At 74.6% G+C, this 21,671-nt stretch carries 26 protein-coding genes; 11 read left to right on the plus strand and 15 right to left on the minus strand.

The annotated features are described in order from the left end of the window. Positions 1-107: 107 nt before the first annotated feature. Positions 108-1,166 carry an aldo/keto reductase gene (locus tag ABUL08_RS13365; protein ID WP_350937959.1) on the minus strand — a complete coding sequence of 353 codons (1,059 nt, stop codon included), beginning with the start codon at positions 1,164-1,166 and terminating at the stop codon, positions 108-110. A gap of 67 nt (positions 1,167-1,233) precedes the next feature. On the opposite strand from ABUL08_RS13365, the gene ABUL08_RS13370 reads away from it, so the two are divergent. Beyond that, complete coding sequence (locus tag ABUL08_RS13370) at positions 1,234-1,734, plus strand: hypothetical protein (protein ID WP_350937961.1); 501 nt, start codon at positions 1,234-1,236, stop codon at positions 1,732-1,734. Positions 1,735-1,748: 14 nt separating this feature from the next. Here ABUL08_RS13370 and ABUL08_RS13375 read toward each other — a convergent pair whose 3' ends face one another. After that, positions 1,749-2,378, minus strand: a complete 630-nt coding sequence (locus tag ABUL08_RS13375; RefSeq protein ID WP_350937962.1) for a CG0192-related protein — start codon at positions 2,376-2,378, stop codon at positions 1,749-1,751. Positions 2,379-2,470: 92 nt separating this feature from the next. Between ABUL08_RS13375 and ABUL08_RS13380 the strand changes: the two genes are divergently transcribed. Further along, positions 2,471-2,995, plus strand: a complete 525-nt coding sequence (locus ABUL08_RS13380) for a hypothetical protein (protein ID WP_350937964.1) — start codon at positions 2,471-2,473, stop codon at positions 2,993-2,995. Positions 2,996-3,032: 37 nt separating this feature from the next. Here ABUL08_RS13380 and ABUL08_RS13385 read toward each other — a convergent pair whose 3' ends face one another. Next, positions 3,033-3,614 (minus strand): HIT family protein, encoded by a 582-nt coding sequence (locus ABUL08_RS13385; RefSeq protein WP_377522015.1) that lies wholly within the window; start codon positions 3,612-3,614, stop codon positions 3,033-3,035. A 94-nt stretch (positions 3,615-3,708) separates the two neighbouring features. After that, complete coding sequence (thrS, locus tag ABUL08_RS13390; RefSeq protein ID WP_350937966.1) at positions 3,709-5,721, minus strand: threonine--tRNA ligase; 2,013 nt, start codon at positions 5,719-5,721, stop codon at positions 3,709-3,711. Positions 5,722-5,938: 217 nt separating this feature from the next. Here thrS and ABUL08_RS13395 point away from each other — a divergent pair, with 217 nt between their 5' ends. Next, positions 5,939-6,784 (plus strand): DUF1775 domain-containing protein, encoded by an 846-nt coding sequence (locus tag ABUL08_RS13395; RefSeq protein WP_350937968.1) that lies wholly within the window; start codon positions 5,939-5,941, stop codon positions 6,782-6,784. A gap of 134 nt (positions 6,785-6,918) precedes the next feature. Here the strand turns inward: ABUL08_RS13395 and ABUL08_RS13400 are convergent, their stop codons facing one another. Further along, a complete protein-coding gene (locus ABUL08_RS13400; protein WP_350937970.1) occupies positions 6,919-7,848 on the minus strand; it encodes an ADP-ribosylglycohydrolase family protein in 930 nt (309 codons plus the stop codon). A 73-nt stretch (positions 7,849-7,921) separates the two neighbouring features. Here ABUL08_RS13400 and ABUL08_RS13405 point away from each other — a divergent pair, with 73 nt between their 5' ends. The 3 genes from ABUL08_RS13405 to ABUL08_RS13415 all read left to right on the plus strand — a co-directional run bounded on the left by ABUL08_RS13405 (position 7,922) and on the right by ABUL08_RS13415 (position 10,554). Further along, entirely contained in the window at positions 7,922-8,611 is a 690-nt protein-coding gene (locus ABUL08_RS13405) for a response regulator transcription factor (RefSeq protein ID WP_109800074.1), read from the plus strand. Between the two features lie 29 nt (positions 8,612-8,640). Then, on the plus strand, positions 8,641-10,032 hold the full coding sequence (locus ABUL08_RS13410; RefSeq protein ID WP_350938615.1) for a HAMP domain-containing sensor histidine kinase: 1,392 nt from the start codon (positions 8,641-8,643) through the stop codon (positions 10,030-10,032). A gap of 234 nt (positions 10,033-10,266) precedes the next feature. After that, positions 10,267-10,554 (plus strand): hypothetical protein, encoded by a 288-nt coding sequence (locus ABUL08_RS13415; protein WP_350937972.1) that lies wholly within the window; start codon positions 10,267-10,269, stop codon positions 10,552-10,554. Here ABUL08_RS13415 and ABUL08_RS13420 read toward each other — a convergent pair. After that, complete coding sequence (locus tag ABUL08_RS13420) at positions 10,511-11,536, minus strand: adenosine deaminase (RefSeq protein ID WP_350937974.1); 1,026 nt, start codon at positions 11,534-11,536, stop codon at positions 10,511-10,513. The genes ABUL08_RS13415 and ABUL08_RS13420 overlap by 44 nt on opposite strands. After that, positions 11,533-12,327 (minus strand): trans-aconitate 2-methyltransferase, encoded by a 795-nt coding sequence (locus ABUL08_RS13425; protein ID WP_350937976.1) that lies wholly within the window; start codon positions 12,325-12,327, stop codon positions 11,533-11,535. The genes ABUL08_RS13420 and ABUL08_RS13425 overlap by 4 nt, the downstream gene beginning before the upstream one ends. An 86-nt stretch (positions 12,328-12,413) precedes the next feature. Between ABUL08_RS13425 and ABUL08_RS13430 the strand changes: the two genes are divergently transcribed. Then, entirely contained in the window at positions 12,414-13,397 is a 984-nt protein-coding gene (locus ABUL08_RS13430) for an aldo/keto reductase (RefSeq protein WP_350937977.1), read from the plus strand. Between the two features lie 79 nt (positions 13,398-13,476). Next, complete coding sequence (locus ABUL08_RS13435; RefSeq protein WP_350937979.1) at positions 13,477-13,674, plus strand: hypothetical protein; 198 nt, start codon at positions 13,477-13,479, stop codon at positions 13,672-13,674. 102 nt (positions 13,675-13,776) lie between these two features. Here the strand turns inward: ABUL08_RS13435 and ABUL08_RS13440 are convergent, their stop codons facing one another. The 7 genes from ABUL08_RS13440 to ABUL08_RS13470 all read right to left on the minus strand — a co-directional run bounded on the left by ABUL08_RS13440 (position 13,777) and on the right by ABUL08_RS13470 (position 18,181). Then, a complete protein-coding gene (locus ABUL08_RS13440; protein WP_007075740.1) occupies positions 13,777-13,980 on the minus strand; it encodes a cold-shock protein in 204 nt (67 codons plus the stop codon). A 287-nt stretch (positions 13,981-14,267) separates the two neighbouring features. Beyond that, positions 14,268-14,540 (minus strand): DUF4235 domain-containing protein, encoded by a 273-nt coding sequence (locus ABUL08_RS13445; RefSeq protein ID WP_350937981.1) that lies wholly within the window; start codon positions 14,538-14,540, stop codon positions 14,268-14,270. Continuing rightward, on the minus strand, positions 14,537-14,911 hold the full coding sequence (locus ABUL08_RS13450) for a DUF3618 domain-containing protein (protein ID WP_350937983.1): 375 nt from the start codon (positions 14,909-14,911) through the stop codon (positions 14,537-14,539). The genes ABUL08_RS13445 and ABUL08_RS13450 overlap by 4 nt, the downstream gene beginning before the upstream one ends. Beyond that, positions 14,908-15,342 carry a phage holin family protein gene (locus ABUL08_RS13455; RefSeq protein WP_350937985.1) on the minus strand — a complete coding sequence of 145 codons (435 nt, stop codon included), beginning with the start codon at positions 15,340-15,342 and terminating at the stop codon, positions 14,908-14,910. Before ABUL08_RS13455 ends, ABUL08_RS13450 begins: the two co-directional genes overlap by 4 nt. Before the next feature lie 321 nt (positions 15,343-15,663). After that, on the minus strand, positions 15,664-16,860 hold the full coding sequence (locus ABUL08_RS13460; RefSeq protein ID WP_350937987.1) for a mechanosensitive ion channel family protein: 1,197 nt from the start codon (positions 16,858-16,860) through the stop codon (positions 15,664-15,666). A gap of 73 nt (positions 16,861-16,933) precedes the next feature. Next, a complete protein-coding gene (locus tag ABUL08_RS13465) occupies positions 16,934-17,755 on the minus strand; it encodes a DUF1206 domain-containing protein (RefSeq protein WP_350937989.1) in 822 nt (273 codons plus the stop codon). 60 nt (positions 17,756-17,815) lie between these two features. Beyond that, a complete protein-coding gene (locus ABUL08_RS13470) occupies positions 17,816-18,181 on the minus strand; it encodes a hypothetical protein (RefSeq protein WP_350937991.1) in 366 nt (121 codons plus the stop codon). 108 nt (positions 18,182-18,289) lie between these two features. On the opposite strand from ABUL08_RS13470, the gene ABUL08_RS13475 reads away from it, so the two are divergent. After that, a complete protein-coding gene (locus ABUL08_RS13475; protein WP_350937993.1) occupies positions 18,290-19,516 on the plus strand; it encodes a cysteine desulfurase-like protein in 1,227 nt (408 codons plus the stop codon). Next, on the plus strand, positions 19,513-19,800 hold the full coding sequence (locus tag ABUL08_RS13480) for a GNAT family N-acetyltransferase (RefSeq protein ID WP_350937995.1): 288 nt from the start codon (positions 19,513-19,515) through the stop codon (positions 19,798-19,800). Before ABUL08_RS13475 ends, ABUL08_RS13480 begins: the two co-directional genes overlap by 4 nt. A 49-nt stretch (positions 19,801-19,849) precedes the next feature. Here ABUL08_RS13480 and ABUL08_RS13485 read toward each other — a convergent pair whose 3' ends face one another. Continuing rightward, positions 19,850-21,358, minus strand: coding sequence for a glycoside hydrolase family 3 protein (locus ABUL08_RS13485; protein WP_350937997.1), 1,509 nt, complete (start codon positions 21,356-21,358; stop codon positions 19,850-19,852). A 138-nt stretch (positions 21,359-21,496) separates the two neighbouring features. On the opposite strand from ABUL08_RS13485, the gene ABUL08_RS13490 reads away from it, so the two are divergent. Beyond that, a complete protein-coding gene (locus ABUL08_RS13490; protein ID WP_278187586.1) occupies positions 21,497-21,619 on the plus strand; it encodes a hypothetical protein in 123 nt (40 codons plus the stop codon). The last annotated feature ends 52 nt before the right edge of the window (positions 21,620-21,671 follow it).

The raw sequence follows: 21,671 nt of genomic DNA on the forward strand, positions 1-21,671 counted from the left end.
CCTGCGCGCAAATTCACGGAAAGAGTGGCTTCCCGAGGCGGAATGACCACGCTTTCCGCGAATCTGCGCGGCCGGAGCGGGTGGAGGGGGGTGGGTGGGTGGGTGGGTCAGGGGCGGGCGGTGGGGACGGGGGGCATGGGCCAGTGGGGGCGGTCGGCGTCGCGGAGGGCGGCGGTGCGGAGCGCGGCGAGTTGGCGTTCCACCTCGGCGAAGTGGTCAGGGGCTAGCGGGCCCCGGGCCAGCGCGGCGGCGTTCTCCTCGACCTGGGCGACCGTACGGGCGCCGGGGATCGGGACGGCGCGGTCGCTGCGCGCCCAGATCCACCCCAGCGCGCCCTGGGCGAGGGTCCGACCGTCGGCGGTGAGCGCACCCCGCACGGCGGCCACCCGACGCAGCCACTCCGGCGCGGGCCGGCCGCTGCGGAACCACTCCAGCCAGGTCGGCGCGGTCCCCCGGATGTCGTCGCGGGGCAACGTGGAGTCGGTGCCGTACTTGCCGGTGAGCAGGCCCATCCCGAGCGGGCCCCGGGCCACACTGGCCAGGTCGTGCTTGTCGCAGACCGCCAGCATGGCCGGCGCGTCCCGCAGCACCGACAGGCCGTGCTGCACGACACTGGCACCGGGGGCGAGCTGACCGAACGCGGCCGCCCGGTCGGCCCGGTCGGTGCTCCAGCCGTACGCCCGGACCAGCCCGTCGGCGACCAGCTCCTCCAGCGTGCCGACCAGCGCCTCGACCCGGGGCACCGGCAGGTCCCCCAGGTGCAGCTGATAGAGGTCGATCCGGTCGGTGCCCAGCCGGCGCAGCGAGTCGGTCACCGCCCGGCGCAGGTACGCCGGGGAGGCGTCCTCGCCGGTCGCCTCCCGGGTGACCTCGTCGAAGGTGTAACCCCACTTGGTGGCGATCACCGCCTCGTCGCGGCGGCCGGCGAGCGCCCGGCCGAGGATCCGCTCGCCGTGCCCCGCCCCGTACGTGTCGGCGGTGTCGAAGAAGTTCACCCCGAGCTCCAGCGCCCGGCGTACCGCGCGGACCGACTCCTCGTCGTCGACCGCGCCCCAGCCGAGCGGCCGGCCGGCCTCCGCCCACGGTCCACCGATCGCCCAGCAGCCCATGCCGAGCGCGCTGACCTCGATACCGCTGCGGCCCAACGTCCGCGTGGTGACTGCCATCGCCGCATCCTGTCACCTCGCCGAGGATGCAGGGCGGGAACGTCACCCCTGGTGCATGATCGACCACATGAGACGGCTCGGGGTGGACGTCGGCGGGGTCATCATCGAACGGACCGCCGGCGACGACGACACCTCCTTCTTCGGACCGGACTACCTGCGTACGCCCCCGCTGGCGGGGGTCTTCGAGGCGTTGGCCGCGCTGGTGCCCCGCTTCGACGAGGCGTACGTGGTGTCGAAGTGCACGGAGCCGACCGAGGAGCGCACCCGGCAGTGGCTGGCCCACCACGACTTCCACACCCGGACCGGGATCGGCCCGGACCGGCTGTACTTCTGCCGTACCCGGCCGGAGAAGGGGCCGATCGCGGCGCGGCTGGGGCTGACCCACTTCGTCGACGACCGGCTGGACGTGCTGACCTGCCTCGACACCGTGCCGCACCGCTATCTGCTGGGCGCACGGGAGGGCGAGGTGACGGGGGTGGAGCAGGCCGGCGTACACCGGGTGGAGAGCTGGCCGGAGCTGGCGGCCACCCTCGCGGCGCAGCTCGCGGCGGACCCGACCGGCGGGTGACCGCCGGTCGCCGGTCAGCGCGGGACGGCGTACGCCAGGGGCGTCGGCGTGGCGCGGCCCGGCCAGGCGCCGGTCAGCGCGGCGACGCCGACCCGCTCCTCCTCGTCGTCCAGGCGACGCCGGACGACCAGTTCGACGGTGTCGGTCAGGATCAGCGCGGGGTCGGCGTCCACCACCCGGCGGGGCGCGCCCACCGCGGGGGCCCCGCCCCCACCGGTGCCGGTGACGGTCATGCTCGGCTCGCGGTAGCGGCGCTCGCCGTCGACCTCGAAGAACTCCGCCGACTGGCCGGTGCCGGCGAGGATGGCCTCCGCCAGCGCCGCCACGTAGACCGGGTCGCCGCAGCCGTCGTAGACCCAGCGCTCACCCAGCACCGAGTGGTGGGTGGTGCCGACCAGCCAGCCGTCGGCCCCCGCCAGCGGCGCCCCGCGATAGGTCAGCGGCACCTGGTGCACCGGCCCGTCCCCGGCGCGGACCAGCATCGTCTCGATCCCGACCTCGCCCGCCGGGTCGTCGAAGCGGAAGGCCGCCACCCGGACCACCTCGGCGCCCGCCGGCCCGTGGAACCAGCGCCGGCCCGGCAGCCACGCCGCCAGGAGTTCGAGCTTGGTGGGGCTGATCTCCGCCCGGTGCAGCAACGCCATGCGCGGAATCGTAGAGCCCGGCGCGAGACCTCGCCGCCCGGCGTACGTTTGGTGGCCGGGCCCGGGAGGCATTACCGCTGCCGGAGGGCGCGATGACCAGCACGTCGGAACAGATCATCCGGGCGACCGAGGTACGGCCGGCGCCCCGCTGGGTGGCGCCCGTGTTCGGGCTGCTGGCGCTGCTCACCCTGCCCTGGATCGGCTATCTGGCGTTCACCCTTCCCCGGCACACGGTCACCGTGCACTACCGGGCCGCGTGGGTGGGGTTCGACCTGGGCCTGGTGGCGATGCTCGCGCTGACCGCCTGGTACGCGTACCGGGGCCACCGGCTGGTGGTGCCCGCCGCCGGTGGCACCGCCACCATGCTGCTGGTGGACGCCTGGTTCGACGTCGTCACCACCCCGGGCGGGCCCGACCTGGCGCTGTCGATCGCGCTGGCCGCGCTGGTGGAGCTGCCGCTCGCCGCGCTCTGCGTCTGGATCGCCCGGCACGGCGACCGGATGGTGGAGCGCCGGCTGCGGCAGCTCGCGGCCCGCGCGGAGCTCGCCGCGACGGTGGCCGCGAGCGGCGTCACCGCCCGCCGCCGGCTGGCCCGCCTCCGCGCGCCGCTGCGCTGACGGGACCGGCCGTCCGGCCACCGGCGAAACGGACGGGTCAGGCCGGCCAGGCCTTGGCGAACAGGTCGCGGGTGTCGGCGAGCAGCTGCGGCAGGACCTTGGTCCGGCCGATGACCGGCATGAAGTTGGCGTCGCCGCCCCAGCGGGGCACCACGTGCTGGTGCAGGTGCGCGGCGATGCCCGCGCCGGCCACGCCGCCCTGGTTCATGCCCAGGTTGAAGCCGTGCGCGTTGGAGACCTGCCGGACGACCCGCATGGCGTCCTTGGTGAAGGCGGCCAGCTCGGTGGTCTCCGGCGCGTCCAGCTCGGTGTAGTCGGCGACGTGCCGGTACGGGCAGACCAGCAGGTGCCCCGGGTTGTACGGATAGAGGTTGAGCACGGCGAAGACGTGCTCACCCCGGGCGACGACCAGGCTGGAGTCCGGCGGCAGCCCGGGGGCCAGGCAGAACGGGCAGCCGGTCGGCTTCTCGTAGCCGCCCTCGGGCCGGTCCTCGCCGGAGATGTAGGTCATCCGGTGCGGTGTCCAGAGCCGTTCCAGCCCGTCCGCGAGCCCGTTGTCCGGGCCCCGGTCGGTGCCGTCGCCGGTGTCGCTGTCGAAGTGCCGATCCGCCCCAGTCACACCGCCGATCCTACGGTCCGACCGGTGCCCGCGCCGATCACGGGCACGCGGCCGGCGGGGCCCCTTCCCGGCGGAAGGGGCCCCGGCTCGCGGCTCAGCTCTCGGCGGAGGGGCCGGCGTTGGTGCGGGAGTTCACCACGTCGAGGATGTGCGCGACCGCCTCGGCCGTCAGTACGCCGTTGCGCTGCGAGCCGTCCCGGTAGCGGAAGGAGACCGTGCCGGCGGCCACGTCGTCGTCGCCGGCGATCACCATGAACGGGATCTTCTGCTGCTGGGCGTTGCGGATCTTCTTCTGCATCCGGTCGTCGCCGAAGTCGACCTCGGCCCGGATCCCCTGCCGGGTCAGCGTGCCGACGAACTCCTGGAGGTAGTCGGCGTGGTCGTCGCGGATCGGGATGCCGACCACCTGCACCGGGGCGAGCCAGGCCGGGAAGGCGCCCGCGTAGTGCTCGGTGAGCACGCCGATGAACCGCTCGATCGACCCGAACTTCGCGCAGTGGATCATGACGGGCTGCTGCCGGGTGCCGTCCGCCGCCTGGTACTCCAGGCCGAAGCCCTTCGGCTGGTTGAAGTCGTACTGGATCGTCGACAACTGCCAGGTCCGGCCGATCGCGTCCTTGGCCTGCACGGAGATCTTCGGGCCGTAGAAGGCCGCGCCGCCCGGGTCGGGCACCAGGTCCAGGCCGGTCTCCCGGGCACACTGCTCCAGCACCGCGGTCGCCGTCGCCCAGTCCTCGTCGGAGCCGACGAACTTGTCCAACTTGTTCTCGTCGCGGGTCGACAGCTCCAGGTAGAAGTCGTCGATGCCGAAGTCCTTCAGCAGGCTCAGCACGAACCCGAGCAGGTGCTTGATCTCGCCCGGCGCCTGCTCCTTGGTGCAGTAGGAGTGCGAGTCGTCCTGCGTCAGGCCGCGCACCCGGGTCAGGCCGTGCACGACGCCGGACTTCTCGTACCGGTAGACCGAGCCGAACTCGAACAGCCGCATCGGCAGCTGCCGGTAGGACCGCCCGCGCGACCGGTAGATCAGGTTGTGCATCGGGCAGTTCATCGCCTTGAGGTAGTAGTCCGCGCCCTCGAGCTCCATGGGCGGGTACATGCCGTCGGCGTAGTAGGGCAGGTGGCCCGAGGTGTGGAAGAGCCCCTCCTTCGAGATGTGCGGGGTCCCGACGTACTGGAAGCCCTCCTCGATGTGGCGGGCGCGGACGTAGTCCTCCATCACCCGCTTGATCACCCCGCCCTTGGGGTGGAAGACCGCCAGGCCGGAGCCGATCTCGTCGGGGAAGCTGAACAGGTCCAGGTCCGCACCGAGCTTGCGGTGGTCGCGCCGGGCGGCCTCCTCCAACAGCTTCAGGTACGCCTTCAGCTCGTCCCGGGTCGGCCAGGCGGTGCCGTAGACCCGCTGGAGCTGCGGGTTCTTCTCCGACCCGCGCCAGTACGCGGCGGCCGAGCGCATCAGCTTGAACGCGCCGATCAGCCGGGTGTTCGGCAGGTGCGGGCCCCGGCACAGGTCCGACCAGCAGACCTTGTCCTCGGTCGCGGCGAGGTTGTCGTAGATGGTCAGCTCGCCGCCGCCCACCTCCATCACCTCGGAGGAGTCCAGCCCCTCCCCCTTGACGTCGATCAGCTCCAGCTTGAACGGCTCGGCGGCCAGCTCGGTCCTGGCCTCGTCGAGGCTGCCGAAGCGCCGCCGCCGGAACCGCTGCCCGGACTTGACGATCTCCTGCATCCGCTTCTCGAGCTTGCCGAGGTCGTCCGGCTGGAACGGCTTCTCGACCGCGAAGTCGTAGTAGAAGCCGTTCTCGATCGGCGGGCCGATGCCGAGCTTGGCCTCGGGGAAGACGTCCTGCACGGCCTGGGCGAGCACGTGCGCGGTCGAGTGCCGCAGCACGTTGAGGCCGTCCGGCGAGTCGAGGGCCACCGGCTCGACGCTGACCTCCTGCGCCGGCGTCCAGTCCAGGTCGCGCAGCTGACCCTGCGGGTCGCGGACCACCACGACGGCCTTCGGGCCGGTCATCGGCAGGCCGGCCGCGGCCACCGCGTCGGCCGCCGTCGTCCCGGCGGCGACGACGACGGGGTCGGCCACGACGGGGATACGGGGTGCGGACACGGTGTGACTCCTGTCGTCGATGGGGATCTTCGAGTGCCGGCTGAGCGGCTCCTGCGATGCTATCGGGCGTCCCCCGCGCCCCGTCGGCCGCGCCGCGCTGTCCCGGTCGGTGGCCCGGACGAGTTCGGCCCCGCGTTGAACCTTTCCGCGTCCCGGGCCGAACTACCGGGTGTGGCCGGCGCCGGAACCGGCCGCGTCGAGACGGATGGGGACGACCATGAGGATGACCCGTCGGGGTCGGCGGTGGGCGGGCACGCTGCTGCTGACCGCCGTGCTGGGGCCGGTGAGCTGGCCCGGTGCCGCACACGCCGCCGAGGTGACGATCTCCACCTCCCCGGCCGAGGTGCACCAGGGCGACGCGGTGGAGGTGGCCGTCGTGCTGCCCGAGGAGCGGACCGCCAGCCGGACCACCCGGATCGAGCTGCGGATGCCGGCGGACGCGCCGATCGGCGAGGTCTATCCGCTGTCGGTGCCGGGCTGGGCGCCCCGGATCACCACCCGCACCCTGGACCGGCCGGTCGCCGGGATCCACGCCCCGGAGCTGGACCAGGTGACCGAGGCGGTGACCTGGATCCGGGTGCCGGACGCGGCGAGCGGCCCCGCCCGGCTCTCGCTCGGCATGGGCCCGATGCCGGCCACCGACCGGTTGACCTTCCAGGTGGTCCAGACGTACGCCGACGGCACGGTGGTGCGGTGGGCGGACCCGCCGGGTGGGGCGCACCCGGCCCCGACGGTCACCCTGCTGCCGGCGCTGCCCGGCGCGGGTGGGCACGGCGGCCACGGCCCGGCCGCCGAGGCACCGGCGGACGCGCCGGCCCGGACGGCGGCCGACACGGACGACGGCCCGAGCGCCGACCTGCTGCTGGGCGGCGGGCTGCTCGTCGGGCTGGCCGGCGGCGCGGCGCTGGGCTGGCTGTTCAGTCGTCGGCGCCGCACCGCGCTGACCCTCCCCGACGCGGCGGCCGACGACGCCGACCCCACGGAGGACGAGCCGCCCCACCGCGGCGACGGTGGCGAGCCGGTCCTCTCGGTGCGCGGCGGCACCCGGGCCGCCGCCCACTGACCTCGCCCCGCCCGCTGGCCCGCCCCGGCACCGGCGGGCTGCCCTGGCGGCGTTCCCGCGCGGCCGACACCGCCACGTCGCCGGCCCGGTGTCGGCCCGCCGGGCCCGGTGCGGGCAGGGCAGGCGGCGGCGGGTCAGGCGCGGGCGGGCAGCCAGTCGGGCAGCGGTTCGCGGGCGGCGAGCCAGCCGTCCGGCACGCCGCCCGGCGTGCCGACCCCGGTGTACGCGGCCACCACCGCGCCCACGATGGCGGCGGTGGTGTCGACGTCCCCGCCCGCCTCGACGCAGACCCGGATCGCCGCCGGGTAGTCGTCCAGGTGGGTGGCGGCCACCCAGAGGGTGAAGGGGACGGTGTCCTGGGCGGTCACCCGGGAACCGTTGCCGAGCGCGGCGGCGGCGTCGTCGGCCGGACGGCCGAGCAGGGCGGCGGCCCGGCGTACCCCGGTGTGCACCTCGCCGGCCGGGTCGAGCGCGGCGGTCACCGCGGCGAGCCAGCGGGCCGGCTCGGGCCGGTCGCCGTCGAGGCGGGCCCGGGCGGCGAGCGCGGCGGCGACGGCCACCGCCACCGCCCCGGCGATCCCCTCCGGATGCGCGTGGGTGACCTCGGCCGCGGCGCGGGCCTGCGCGGCGGCCTGCCGGGTGGAGTCGGCGTACCAGGCGCCGAGCGGGCCCACCCGCATCGCCGCCCCGTTGCCGCAGGAGCCCTGCCCGTCGAAGGCCGACGCGGCGGCCACCGGCCAGGGCGTGCCGGTGCGGATCAGCCGGAGGATCGTCACCGCCCCGGGCCCGTAGCCGCGGTACGGCTCGCAGCGCTCGGCGAAGTCCAACGCCAGCCGGTCCCGGTCGATCCGGCCCGTTCCGGCCAGGGCGGCCACCACCGAGCAGGCCATCTCGGTGTCGTCGGTCCACTGCCACGGTGGCGGCGGCAGCCGCCCGGCGGCGAGGTCGGTCGGCCGACGGCCCGGGACGAAGAACTGCGAGCCGAGCGCGTCACCGACGGAGAGGCCGGCGAGACTGTCGCGGGCCAGGGTCTCGCGGGTGTCGGGGAAGAGGGTGAACGTCATCGTCGTCCCAGCTTGCCCGGTTCCGGGGAGTGCCGCAACGCGATCAACTTGCCACGCCAAGTACGGTGCTGACGTGGCCACCGTGCTCCTGGTCGAAGACGATCACGTCGTACGCGGCGCGATGCTGCGGTCCCTCACCGACCGGGGACACGCCGTGCACGCCGTGGGCACGGCGCTGGACGCGTTGCGCCGGGTCGCCGCCGAGACGCCCGACCTGGTCGTGCTCGACCTCGGCCTGCCCGACCTGGACGGCTCGGACGCGCTGCGGATGCTGCGCGGCATCACCGACGTGCCGATCATCATCGCCACCGCCCGCGACGACGAGCAGTCGGTGGTCCGCCTGCTGCGGGCCGGCGCCGACGACTACATGGTGAAGCCGTTCACCGGCGCCCACCTGGACGCCCGGATCACCACGGTGCTGCGCCGGGCCGGCCGGGCCAGCCGGACGGTGCAGCCGGCCGTGCACACGGTGGGCGGGCTGCGGGTGGACGTGGGTGAGCGCAGCGCGCTGCTGGACGGGGAGCCGCTGGCGCTCACCCGCAAGGAATTCGACCTGCTGGCGTATCTCGCCGCACGTCCCGGCCGGGTAGTGTCCCGGCGGGAACTCTTGGAGGAGGTATGGCGGCAGCCATCGGTCGGCGAGGACCAGACCATCGACGTTCACCTGTACTGGCTGCGCCGCAAAATGGGCGAGTCCGCGGCGAAGCCGCGCTACCTGCGCACCGTGCGGGGGGTCGGCTTCCGGCTGGTGGCGCCGGACTGAGGCCGACGCTGGCCTGGCTGACGGCCGGCATCTGCACGCTGCTCGCGCTCGCCTTCCTCATCCCGCTCGGGCTCAGCCTGCGCGACCAGGCCCGCGAGGAGAAGCTCGCCGACGCGGCCCGGCGGGCCGCGCTGGTCACCGGCGCGCTCGCGGTCAGCACCGACCCGGCGGTCGTGCAGCGGGCCGTGGCGGCCGCCGGCGACGACCCCGCCACCCGACCCGTCGTGCACGGGCTCGGCGGCGACGAGTCGGCCGGCCGCGCCGACGCGGCGGCCCTGGCCCGGGCCACCGCCGAGCGACGGTCGGTGGTCACCGACGTCGACGGGGGCGTGCTCCGGCTGGACCCGGTGGTGCTCGGCGACCGGGTGGCGGTGGTCGAGGTCTTCGTGCCCGACGCGGTGCTCGACGAGGGCGGCGGCGGGCGCTGGCTGCTGCTGCTCACCGTGGCGGTCGCGCTGGTCGGCGCGGCGGTGATCGTGGTCGACCGGGTCGCCGCCCGCGCGGTCGACTCGACCGGGGACCTGGTCCGGGCGGCCCTCGCCGTCGGCGACGGCGACTTCGCGGTCCGGGTGGAGCCGAGCGGCCCGCGCGAGCTGGCCGAGGCCGGGCACGCCTTCAACCGGATGGCCGACCGCCTCGTCGCGCTCCGGACCGACGAGCGGGAACTGGTCGCGGACCTGTCGCACCGGCTGCGTACCCCGCTGACCGTGCTGCGGCTGGACGCCGAGGCACTGGAGTCCGACGACACCAGCATCGGGGCGTTCAGCGAGGCGGAGCTGGACCGGCGGCGCGGCATCCGGCGGATCCGGCAGGCGATCGTCACCCTGGAGGGCGAGGTCGACCAGCTGATCAAGACCACCCGCAAGGCGGTCACCCACGAGACCGGCCCGGCGATGTGCGACGTCAGCGAGGTGGTCCGGGACCGGATGGTGTTCTGGGCGGCCCTCGCCGGTGACCAGAACCGTCCGCACCGGGTCAGCGGCGCCCAGCTGCGCATCCCCGCCCCGGTGCCGCGCGCCGAGCTGGCCGCCGCCCTCGACGCGGTGATCGGCAACGTGTTCCGCTACACCCCGCAGGGCACCGCCTTCGAGGTGGCGGTGAGCCGGCGGGACGGCTACGTGGCGATCCGCATCGACGACGCCGGCCCCGGCATCGCCAACCCGGACCGGGCGCTGCGCCGCGGTGCCAGCGACCAGGGCTCGACCGGGCTCGGGCTGGACATCGCGAAGCGGGTGGCGTTGCAGGCCAACGGCTCGGTGAGCATCGACCGGGCCCGGCTCGGCGGGGCCAGCGTGGTGATGCTGCTGGCCGACCCGGAGGCGACGCCCCGGCAGGTCAACCGCTTCGGTCTGGTCGGCCGGATGGCCCGGGACGCGCGGGAGCCGAAGCCCGGCGGGCGGCGCTGGCCCCGGCCGCGCTGAGCGTGGCTGTGCGCGGGCGCAAGTCTTCCTTAGATCCGGGTTAACGACGCCGGTCCCGCCGGTCCCGGCTGACAGGATCGACGACGAACCCATCAGTTCCGTCGGCCGGAACGCCCCGTAAGACCCTCGGCCGACGGAACCGTGCGCGCGGTGGGGGTCGCGGTCCCCCCACACCCGGCCTCCACCGCGCGCCACTCCCCCGTCGAACCACACCCCGGGCGTGAGGTGACCGTGATGACGCCGACCGTCAGCCGGCTGCTCCGCTGGGCCGCCGTGATCGGACTGGGGATCACCCTCACCCTCGCCGCGTGGCAGGACCCGGTCCTGGCGTACGGGGTGGAGCGGCCGGCGCTCGACGCACCGCTGCCGCGGGTGCTGGTGACCATCGCGCTGGGCGCGACCGTCGGGTTCGGACTCGTGGCGCACCGACGGCACCGGCCGCTGCGGGTGTCCCGGCGGCCGGTGCCGTCCCGCCCGGTCAGCGTGTCGCGGCCGCCAGGTAGGCGTCGATCTCGGCGCTGATCCGCGCCTTCTCGACCGGCTCCAGGAACGAGGCGGTCACCGCGTCACGGGCCAGCCCGGCCAGCCCGTCCGGGCCGAGGCCGAGCAGCCGGGCGGCGACGGCGTACTCGTCGTTGAGGGTGGTGCCGAACATCGGCGGGTCGTCGCTGTTGATGGCGACCAGCACCCCGGCCTCGACGAGCCGGGGCAGCGGGTGCTCGTCGATGGTGGCGACCGCCCGGGTCCGGACGTTGGAGGTGGGGCAGACCTCCAGCGCGATCCGCCGCTCGGCCAGGTACGCCAGCAGCTCCGGGTCCTGCGCGGCGGAGATGCCGTGCCCGATCCGCTCGGCGCCGAGGTCGCGCAGGGCGTCCCAGACGGTCTGCGGGCCGGTGGTCTCCCCGGCGTGCGGTACGGAGCGCAGCCCGGCCGCCCGCGCCTGGTCGAAGTACGGCGCGAACTGCGGCCGGGGCACCCCGATCTCCGGGCCACCCAGACCGAAGCTGATCAGCCCGTCGGGGCGCTCGTCCAGCGCGATCCGCAGGGTCTGCTCGGCGGCGGGCAGCCCGGCCTCGCCGGGGATGTCGAAGCACCAGCGCAGCGCGATGCCGAAGTCGGCCTCGGCGCGCTTGCGGGCGTCCTCGATCGCCTCGCAGAACGCCGGCGCGGGGATGCCCCGGTGCACGTGCGAGTACGGGGTGACGGTGAGTTCCGCGTACCGGACCTGCTGGCGGGCCAGCTCCCGGGCCACCTCGTGGGTGAGGATCCAGACGTCCTCCGGGTCGCGGATCAGGTCGACGACGCTGAGGTAGACCTCGATGAAGTGGGCGAAGTCGCGGAACGCGAAGTAGTCGGCGAGCGCGTCCGGGTCGGCGGGGACGGGGCTGCGCCCCTCGTGCCGGGCGGCCAGCTCGGAGACGATCCGGGGCGAGGCGGAGCCGACGTGGTGCACGTGCAGCTCCACCTTGGGCAGGCCGGCGATGAAGGTGGGCAGATCGGTCACGGGTTCTCCTCTGCGCGGGTGCCGGTGCGGGCCACCACGAAGATCCGGCGGAACGGGAAGTACACCTGACCCTGCCGCACCGGGTACGCCCGCGCGAGGCGTACCCCCAGCTCGGCGCGGAAGTCGGCCCAGCCGGCGGCGTCCAGGGCGGCGCGCACGGGGCGCAGCGCCGTCCCCTCCATCCAGCTCAGCACCGGGTGGTCCGCGTCGGCGGCGGCCGGGAGCAGGTGCACGTAGGTAGTCTCCCAGGCGTCGACCGCGCAGCCGGCACCGACCAGCAGCGCCGCGTAGTCGGCCGGGTCGTCGACGGGGTCGGACCGCAGCAGCGGGGTGAGGGTGGCGCGCCACCGGTCCCGCCCGGCGACCTCGCGCAGCGCCCGGTGCGACGCGGCGGCGAAGTTCCCCGGCACCTGGAACGCCAGCCACGCCCCGGGCGGCAGCTCGCGGGCCCAGCGGGTGAGCAGGTCGCGGTGCTCGGGGACCCACTGCAGGACCGCGTTGGTCACGACCACGTCGACGTCCGGCCCGGGGTGCCAGGCGCGGACGTCGCCGACGGCGAACGCCACGTCGCCGGCCAGGGTCGCGGCCTGGTCGATCATCTCCGGGGAGGAGTCGAGCCCGGCGATCCGGGCCGCCGGCCACCGCCGCGCGAGGGTGACGGTGAGGGTGCCGGGGCCGCAGCCGAGGTCGACCACGGCGCGGGGGCGGTCGGCGGGGATCCGGGCGACCAGGTCGTGGAAGGGGCGGGACCGTTCGTCGTCGTAACGCAGATAGGCGGTGGGGTCCCACATGGCAGCCTCCCAAACCGTACGTCCGTCTTGTTGCGACCCTACGGCCCGCCGAGCGGACCGGCAAGGACCTCACTAGGCTCGGTGGGATGGAACAGCGCAGCTTCGACCGGCTCGGCCGGCACGTCGGCATCGTCGGACTCGGCGCCTGGCAACTCGGCGCCGACTGGGGTCAGGTCAGCGAGGACGCGGCGATGGCGGTCCTGGCCGCCGCCGTGGAGGCCGGGGTCACCTTCCTCGACACCGCCGACGTCTACGGCGACGGCCGCAGCGAGCAGCTGATCGGCCGGTTCCTGCGGGAGCACCCCGGGCACGGGCTGACCGTGGCCACCAAGATGGGCCGCCGGGTCGAGCAGCGACCCGAGGAATACCACCTGGACAACTTCCGGGCCTGGACCGATCGGTCCCGGGCCAACCTCGGCGTCGACACCCTCGACCTGGTCCAGCTGCACTGCCCGCCCACCGCGGTCTTCGCCGACGACCGGGTCTTCGACGCCCTGGACACCCTGGTCGCCGAGAAGCGGATCGCCGGGTACGGGGTCAGCGTGGAGACCTGCGACCAGGCGCTCACCGCCATCGCCCGGCCCGGCGTGGCCAGCGTGCAGATCATCCTCAACGCGGTCCGGCACAAGCCGCTGGAGCGGGTGCTGCCCGCCGCCGCGGCCGCCGGGGTGGGCATCATCGCCCGGGTGCCCCTGGCCAGCGGCCTGCTCTCCGGCCGGTACGACGAGCACACCACCTTCCCCGCCGACGACCACCGCACCTTCAACCGGCACGGCGAGTCCTTCGACGTCGGGGAGACCTTCTCCGGAGTGGACTACGACCTCGGGCTGACCGCCGTGCGCCGGCTCGCCCCGCTGGTCGGCGACGACCGGACGATGGCCCAGTTCGCGCTCCGCTGGATCCTCGACCAGCCCGGCGTCACCGTGGTCATCCCCGGCGCCCGGGACGCCGAGCAGGCCCGACGCAACGCCGCCGCGGCCGGTCTGGCGCCGCTGAGCGACACGGAGCTGGCCGCTGTCCGGGCCACCTACGACGAGCTGATCCGCCCGCAGGTGCACGACCGGTGGTGACGCCGGTCCGGTCCGGTGCGGTGCCCCACCCGGCGCGCGCCGACCGGCATGCTGGAGGCAGTCGTCGGAAGGGAAACGGATGAGGGGCTGGCTTCCGCTCACCCTCGGCCTGCTGGCCGTGGTGGTCGGTGCGGTGTGGACGGTGCAGGGGCTCGGCTATGTCGGCGGCAGCGTGATGACCGACCAGCGGATCTGGGCGGTGCTCGGCCCGCTGCTGGTCCTCGCCGGAATCGGCGCGCTCTGGTACGGCATGCGCGCCCGCCGGCCCCGCCCCTGAGCGCGAAGACGCGGAAAGCCCCGCTTCCCGGTACGGGTTGCGGGGCTTCGCTTCGATCCGGGAAACCGGATCGCACCGGCCGGCGCGGCCGACCGGCACTGCTCAGATGGGGCGGACCTGCTCGGCCTGCGGACCCTTCTGACCCTGGGCGATCTCGAACTCCACCCGCTGGTTCTCCTCCAGCGTGCGGTAGCCGCTGGTCTGGATGGCCGAGAAGTGGACGAACACGTCAGCACCCCCGCCGTCGACGGTGATGAAGCCGAAGCCCTTGTCTGCGTTGAACCACTTCACGGTTCCCTGCGCCATGTGTATCTCCTTCTAAAACTGGCGGCCGAGCACGCCGTGCGGCCGATTGGCCGTTTTCGAGCAGCGGTGCCTGAGGCGGCCCCCGGTGAAGGAGACTTCTCTCAACCCACGCTGTCTCGCAACAGCGTGGAACAGCAAACCACGTAGCGAAAACTCTGCACAGAGTACCGGACGAATTTCTCCGACATGTGACCTGACGGATGCGTGAGATCCACTGGGCGGGCCGGGGGAAGCATGCGAAAGGCCCCTTCCCCACGAGGTGGGAAAGGGGCCCGCGCGACCTGGGATCAGTCGGGCCAGTGGCCGGTCATCCGGCGTACGCCAACGGCCCCGCCCCGGTCCACGGCGGCCCGGACGACCGCGAAGATGGCGCCCTGCAACGCCGCGGCGGCGAGGATCTCGCCCCAGCGACGGTCCTCGTCGGTGGCGCTGGGCGCCTCACCGTCGCCGGCCGTGACCTTCCAGACCTGCCGGAAGATCGCCCCGGCGACCGTGCCGGCGGCCAGGCCGAGCAGCACCCCGACGGGCTTGTAGGCGGCCCTGCCGATTCCCTTGCTCACCTGCGCCTCCCCCGGACGATCAGCAGCACCACCACGGTCGCCAGCGCGCCGGCCGCGACCGTCGCCCACGGCACCGGGTTGCGCCGGACCGCCTCACCCGTCTCGTACGCCTGGACCCGGGCGACCCGGGCCTTCTCGGTGGCCTGCCCGCGGACCTCGACCGCCTTCTGCGCGGCCTGACCGCGCATCCGGGCCACGGTCTGGGCGGCCTGCTCGCGCATCCGCTCCTTCGCCTGCTCGGCGGAGTCCTTCAGCCGCGCCTTGACGTCCGCCTTGGCCGCCAACAACTCCACCGTCTCACCCAGCTCCACCCGGGTACGGCGGATCTCCTCGCGGAGCGCCTCCCGGTCGCCGGTTCCGTTGCCCGTCATGCCCGCCTCCCGTCCTTCACCGCGGCGGTGACGGTGTCCACGTCCGCGCGGACGCTGCGGACCGCCGCCTCCGGCACCGGCGGGACCGCACGGCTGACCTGCTTCTTGCCGACCAGGGCCAGGATCCCGGCGATCACGAAGAGCACCACCGCCACGATCAGGGCGGCCAACCAGGCCGGCATGACCAGGGCCAGCAGCAGGATCACCGTGGCGACCAGGGCGCCGGCGCCGTAGAGGGCCATCACCCCACCGCCGCCGAAGAGACCGATTCCGATCCCGGCGTGCTTGCCCTTCTCGGTCAGCTCCGCCCGGGCCAGCGCCAGCTCGTCCCGCACCAGGCGGGAGACCTGCTCGGTGGCCCGCTGCACCAACTCGGCGGTGGACGGCTCGCTCCCGGTCCGGGACGTGCTGCGACTCGCGACGTCAGCCATGCTGTCCTCCTTTCATCATCACCGCGCTGTATGCCCGGAGTCGCCGCCCGTCAATCCTGCGCGGAGCGGCCGGTCCGCCCGGTCGCGCCCGCCCGGCCTCCGGCGCGGGCCGGAGCCGGGGCGTGCGCAGCAGGTCCCCCGGAACGGGCGGAACAAACACGTCCGGGGCAGATCTCACCCAGCACGGGCGGTCCCGCCCGCGCCGGCACCGTCCGGCAGGTGCAACGGGTACGGTGCCGGCCAGGTCACGCCACCACGACCGACGGAACGCGCGGAACCCCCGGCGCCGTGGGGCGGCCGGGGGTTCCGGGACGGCTCGGGTCAGCGGCGGGAGTCCGCGTGGTCCTCCCGCCCGACGAACGCCTCGCTGCGGGCGTCGCCGTCGTCGCTGCCGCCGAAGACCCGGGCGTCGTCCGGCACGTCGGTGTCGGAGAGCCGCCGGACCGGCCGGCGCGGCTGCACCGCCTGCCAGGGCAGGGTGCCGCTGGCGTCGCCGACCTCGGCGCGCACCCGGGGCATGGCGGTCGGCCGGTGGTCGCGTACCCAGGCCACCAGGTGCTCGCGGACCAGGCAGCGCAGGTCCCAGAGGCTGCCCGCGTCCGCCGCGCTGACCAGCGCCCGCACCTGGATCATGCCGCCGGTCGCGTCGACCACCTGGAGTACGCACACCCGCCCGTCCCACAGGTCGCTGGACTCCACCAGCCGGCGCAGCTCCTCCCGCATCGCCTGCACCGGCAGCGCCCAGTCGACGTCGAACACGGCGGTGCCCAGCACCGCCGCCTCGGTCCGGGTCCAGTTCTCGAACGGCCGGCTGGTGAAGTACGAGGTGGGCAGGATCAGCCGGCGGTCGTCCCAGATCTGCACCACCACGTAGCTGAGGGTCAGCTCCTCGATCCGGCCCCACTCCCCCTCGACCACGACCACGTCGTCGAGGCGTACCGCGTCGCTGAAGGCGAGCTGGAGGCCGGCCAGGACGTTGCCGAGCAGGCTCTGCGCGGCCAGGGCGGCCACCACACCGACCACACCGGCGCTGGTCAGCACCCCGGCCCCGATGCCCCGGACGGCGGGGAAGGTCATCAGCGTCACGCCGACGGCGAGCACCACGATCACCGCGATGGTCAGCCGGCGCAGCAGCACCACCTGGGTGCGGACCCGCCGGGCGTGCCGGTTGTTCGGCACGTCCACCCGGAACCTCGCCAGCGCGGTGTCCTCGATCACCACCAGCAGCGAGGCGACCAGCCAGGCGGCGGCGGCGATCAGCGCGATCACCAGGGCGTGCAGGACGGCCTGCCGCCACGGGCTGCCCACCGCGTACAGGGTGGTGAAGCGGACGACGAGCTGCACGGCGAGCACCGTGCCGGCCAACTGGAACGGGCGGTGCGAGTGCTCGGTGAGCTCGGTCATCAGCAGTGAGCGCCGCCCGAGCCGGCGGGTCACCCGGTGCACCACCTCGACCAGCAACAGCGCGATCGCCGCCGCGGCGAGCGCGGCGACGACCGTCACGAGGTAGCTCTGCACAGGTCCTTCTCCCTCCAGCCGGGCACGTGCGGGCAGTGCCCCATGGTGCCCGGCGGTCCCGGAATCGACCAGGTCAGACCCGGCGGTACCGGGACTGGAGGAAGCAGTAGACCCCGAAGGCGGCGATACCGAGCGCCATCAGCGCCAGGATCACCGGGCCCCAGGGCTGGTCCCGCATGGTGCGCAGGGCGGCGTCCAGACCGCGGGCCTTCTCCGGGTCGTACTTCACCGCCGCCACGATGATCAGGATGCCGGCGACGGCGAAGACGGTGCCCCGGGCCGCGTAGCCGGCCATACCCAGGCGGCGGGCCAGGGTGTGCGTCTTCGGGCTCATCTCACCGGTCTTGAGGTTCTTCTCGAACTTCTTCTTCAGCCCGTAGATCACCATGCCGATGCCGACCAGGGCCAGCACCAGCCCGGCCAGGCCGACCAGCCAGCGGCCCCCGGTGGAGGTCATCAGCTTCTCCGACAGCGCCTGCTGCTGGTCGGCGGCGTTCGAGCTGGCCTCCTGGAAGACCTTGATCGCGGTCCAGCCGAGCCAGAGGAAGACCAGGGTGCGGACCACCGAGGCGACCCGCTCGAACAGCCGGTCCTTGTCGCGCAGCCCGCGGTGCCCGATGGCCGCCTCGAACGCCTGCCAGATGGCCATGGCGAAGAGGCCGACCGCGATGGTGACCAGCAGGACCTTGCCCATCGGCTGGGCGCCCAGGGTGCGCAGCGCACCGTTCTGGTTGCCCTCCTCGCCGGACTTGCCGAAGGCGATCTGCAGCGCGAGCCAGCCGAACAGAAGGTGCACGATCCCGTAGCCGATGAATCCGGCCCGGGTCAACAGTTCGAGCCATCTGCTGTTCGCGGCCTGCGAGGCGGTGGCTCCGGCGTTCCGGGTGAGTGACATGGCGGCAGAATCTCCGGTTGCGAAGATTTCCAAACGTCGGCCGCCGCCGGCCCGGGCCGGTCAGCCGTTGCCGTTGCGCGCCACCCGGATCTGCACCTGCTGGTCGGTGACGCTGTCCAGGCTGACCTGGAGGCCGCCCACCTCGGCGGCCTGCTGCCCCATGGTGAGCGAGAGCTGCTCCCCGGCGACCTCGACGGTCACCTGGTCGTCCTGGGCGCCGATCAGCTTGGCCTCGACGCCGAGGATGCTGGCGCTGGCGTTCACGCCCCGGTCGAAGGTGACCGTGCAGGCGTTCAGGTCGCAGTCGGTGGAGGCGCCCTCCGAGCTGCACCCGGCCAGCAGCGCCGCGCCGAGCGTGAGGCCGGCCAGCAGACCGGCGGCGCGGCGGAGGACGGACGGCGAGGGGGAGACACGTCGGTTCGTCACCCGCCCAAGGGTACGAGACGACGGCCACCCCGCCAGCCGGCCGGACGGCGGGGGCGGGCCGGTCACCCGTACCCGGCGCGGACCGGGGTCCCTCCTTACACTCCCGGGATGGCGTTCGACATCGCCCGCACCCGGGCCGCGTACCCCGCCCTGACCGAGGGCTTCGTCCACTTCGACGGTGCCGGTGGCACCCAGACCGCCCAGCCGGTGATCGAGGCGGTCAGCGACGCGATGCGCGCCGCGATCGGCAACCGCAGCAGTGCCTTCCTGCCCGGCCGGCGGTCGCTGGAGCTGGTGGCCGCCGCCCGGTCGGCGGTGGCGGACCTGCTCGGCGCCCGGCCGGAGGGGGTGGTCCTCGGGCCGAGCGCGACCGCGCTGACGTACACCCTGGCCCGGACGCTCGGCGCGGGCTGGCGGCCGGGCGACGAGGTGGTGGTCTCCCGACTCGACCACGACGCCAACGTCCGGCCCTGGGTGCAGGCCGCCGAGGCGGCCGGCGCGACCGTCCGGTGGGCGGAGTTCGACCCGGCCACCGGTGAGCTGCCCGCCGACCAGTACGCCGACCTGGTCGGCGAGCGCACCCGGCTGGTCGCGGTGACCGCCGGCAGCAACGCCATCGGCACCGCGCCGGACGTGGCGGCGATCGCGAAGACCGCGCACGCGGCCGGGGCGCTGGTCTGCGTCGACGGCGTGCACTCGGTGCCGCACGGCCCCACCGACCTCGCCTCGATCGGGGCGGACTTCCTGGTCACCAGCGCCTACAAGTGGTCCGGCCCGCACCTGGCCGCGATGGTCGCCGACCCGGCCCGCTGGGAGGCGCTGCGCCCGGCGAAGCTGCTCCCCTCCTCCGACGCGGTGCCGGACCGGTTCGAGTACGGCACGCCGAGCTTCCCGCTGCTGGCCGGGGTGGCCGCCGCGGTGGACCACCTGGCCACCCTCGACCCGGACGCGACCGGGAGCCGGGCCGACCGGGTCCGGGCCGGGCTGACCGCCGCGCGGGCCCACGAGGAGCGGGTCTTCGACCGGCTGCTCGCCGGCCTGACCGCGCGCCCCGACGTCACCGTCCTCGGCTCCCCCGCGCGACGCTGCCCCACGGTGTCGTTCCGCCTCGCCGGCCGCTCCCCGGCGGAGACGGCGGCGGCGCTGGGCGCGGCGGGCTTCTGCCTCTCCTGCGGCGACTACTACGCCTACGAGTACTTCCAGGCGATGGGGCTGCGGGAGCGCGGCGGCGCGGTCCGGGCCAGCGTCTACCACTACAACACCACCGACGAGGTGGACCGGTTGCTGGCCGAACTGGACCGGGTGGCCCCCGGTGCGGGGAGAATGGGCCGGTGAGCTTCCTGGTCGAGGAGAACCCCGCCAAGCACCGCTTCGAGATCCTGGTCGACGACGCGCTGGCCGGGTTCACCGCCTACCTGCCGCGCGGTGAGGTGCTGGTCTTCACGCACACCGAGGTCGACGAGCGGTTCCAGGGCATGGGCGTCGGCGCGGCGCTGATCCGGGGCACCCTGGACCAGCTCCGCGAGCGGGGCGGCCGGGTGGTGCCGAAGTGCCCCTTCATGGCGGCCTTCATCGACCGCCACCCCGACTACGCCGACCTGGTCGTCCGCGAGCCCTGACCGTTGCCGGGCCGGCGGGCGCGCCGCCGTGCCGGCTCCGGTCCGCCGCTCAGCGGACGCCGGTGAGCAGTTCGGCGGCGGCGCGGGTGGCGGCCCGGGTCGCGCCGTGGGTGGCCACGTGCACCCCACCGGTGACCAGCTCCGGCACGCCCAGCTCCACCACGACCGCGTCGGGTCGGGCGGCCAGCGCGCGGCGCACCGCGGCCCGCATCCAGTCGTGCCGGTGCAGGTCCCGGACCACCAGCACGACGGGACGCCCGGCCGCGTCGGCGAGCGCGTCGGCGGGGGGCTCGTCGGGGGCGTACCGGGTGGTGGTGGTGCCGGGCAGCAGGGCGGCCAGGGGCGCGGCGAGACCCCACGGGGTCTCCTCGCCGATCGCGATGTTGCGGGGCGGGGCGAACTCCACCACGTGCGCCGGCCCGGTCAGCGGCAGGGTGCCGGCGCCGGCCGGGGCGGTGGCCACCCGTACCGCGCGGCGGGCGGCGGCCAGGCCGATCGTCGAGCCGTCGGCGCCCGGGGTCGGGCCGGCCGGCCGGTCGGCCCGGGCGGCGACGGTCCAGGCGGCGAGCTGACCGACCCGCTTGGCCGCCTCGGCCAGCCGCTCCTCGGGCAGCTCCCCGGCGACGACCGCCGCCACGATGGCGTCGCGCAGCAGCCGGGCGTCCTGCTCGCCGGCCCGCTCGCCGCCGACGCAGATCGCGTCCGCGCCCGCGGCGAGGGCCCGGACCGCCGCGCCGGCGAAGCCGTACCGGTCGGCGACGGCCCGCATCTCCACCGCGTCGGTGACCACCACGCCGCCGAAGCCCAGCTCGTCGCGGAGCAGCCCGCCGAGGATGCGCGCGCTGAGGGTGGCCGGCAGCTCCGGGTCCAGCGCCGGCACCAGCAGGTGGCCGGTCATCACCGCCTGCACACCGGCGGCGACGGCGGCCCGGAACGGGGCCAGCTCGACGGCGTCGAGGCGGGCCCGGTCGCCGCCGATGCGGGGCAGGTCGTGGTGGGAGTCGACGTGGGTGTCGCCGTGGCCGGGGAAGTGCTTGGCGCAGGCGGCGACGCCGCCGGCCTGGAGTCCGCGTACCCAGGCGGCGGTGTGCCGGGCGACCAGGGCGGGGTCGGCGCCGAAGGAGCGGACCCCGATCACCGGGTTGTCCGGGTTGCTGTTGACGTCGGCGTCGGGGGCGTAGTTGAGGGTGACGCCCGCGGCGGCCAGTTCCGCGCCGAGGTCGCGGGCCACCTCCTCGGTCAGCGCCGGGTCGTCGACCGCGCCGAGGGCCAGGTTGCCGGGGCGCGAGCTGCCCCGGGCGGACTCGATCCGGGTGACGTCGCCGGCCTCCTCGTCGATGGCGACGATGACGTCGGGGCGTTCGGCGCGCAGCGTCGCGGTGAGCGCGGCGACCTGCGCCGGGTCGACGACGTTGCGGGCGAAGAGCACCACCGCGCCGAGCCCCTCGCCGAGCCACCGGCAGACCCAGGCCGGTGGGACGGTGCCGACGAAACCGGGCTGGAGCACGGCCGCCGCGAGTCGCGCCAGCTCGTCCGATGCAGTGTTCCGCTCGCTCATGTCGCCGTCGTACCCCCGTCTTCCCCACGGTCCGCCGCCCCGGCGGGTGCTGCCATGGTCACACCGCGTCCCTAAATAGTCAATAAACCTTACTGTTACCGCCTGGCATCGACCGGTCCCTCGTGGGAGAGTTCCCGGATGGACCCCGCGCTGCTCGCCGACGCCACGAGCGCCGCCGACATCCCCGGCGTACGCCTGCTCGGCCTGGTGGTCGGCGGCCTCTTCCTGCTGATCGCCATCCGGGCCATGTTCCGGCGCTGAGACCGGTCGTGGCGGGTTGGCCGGCGGCCCGGCGGGTACCGCTGCGACGGAG

The organism is Micromonospora sp. CCTCC AA 2012012, assembly GCF_040499845.1.
Taxonomy (GTDB): Bacteria; Actinomycetota; Actinomycetes; order Mycobacteriales; family Micromonosporaceae; genus Micromonospora; species Micromonospora mangrovi.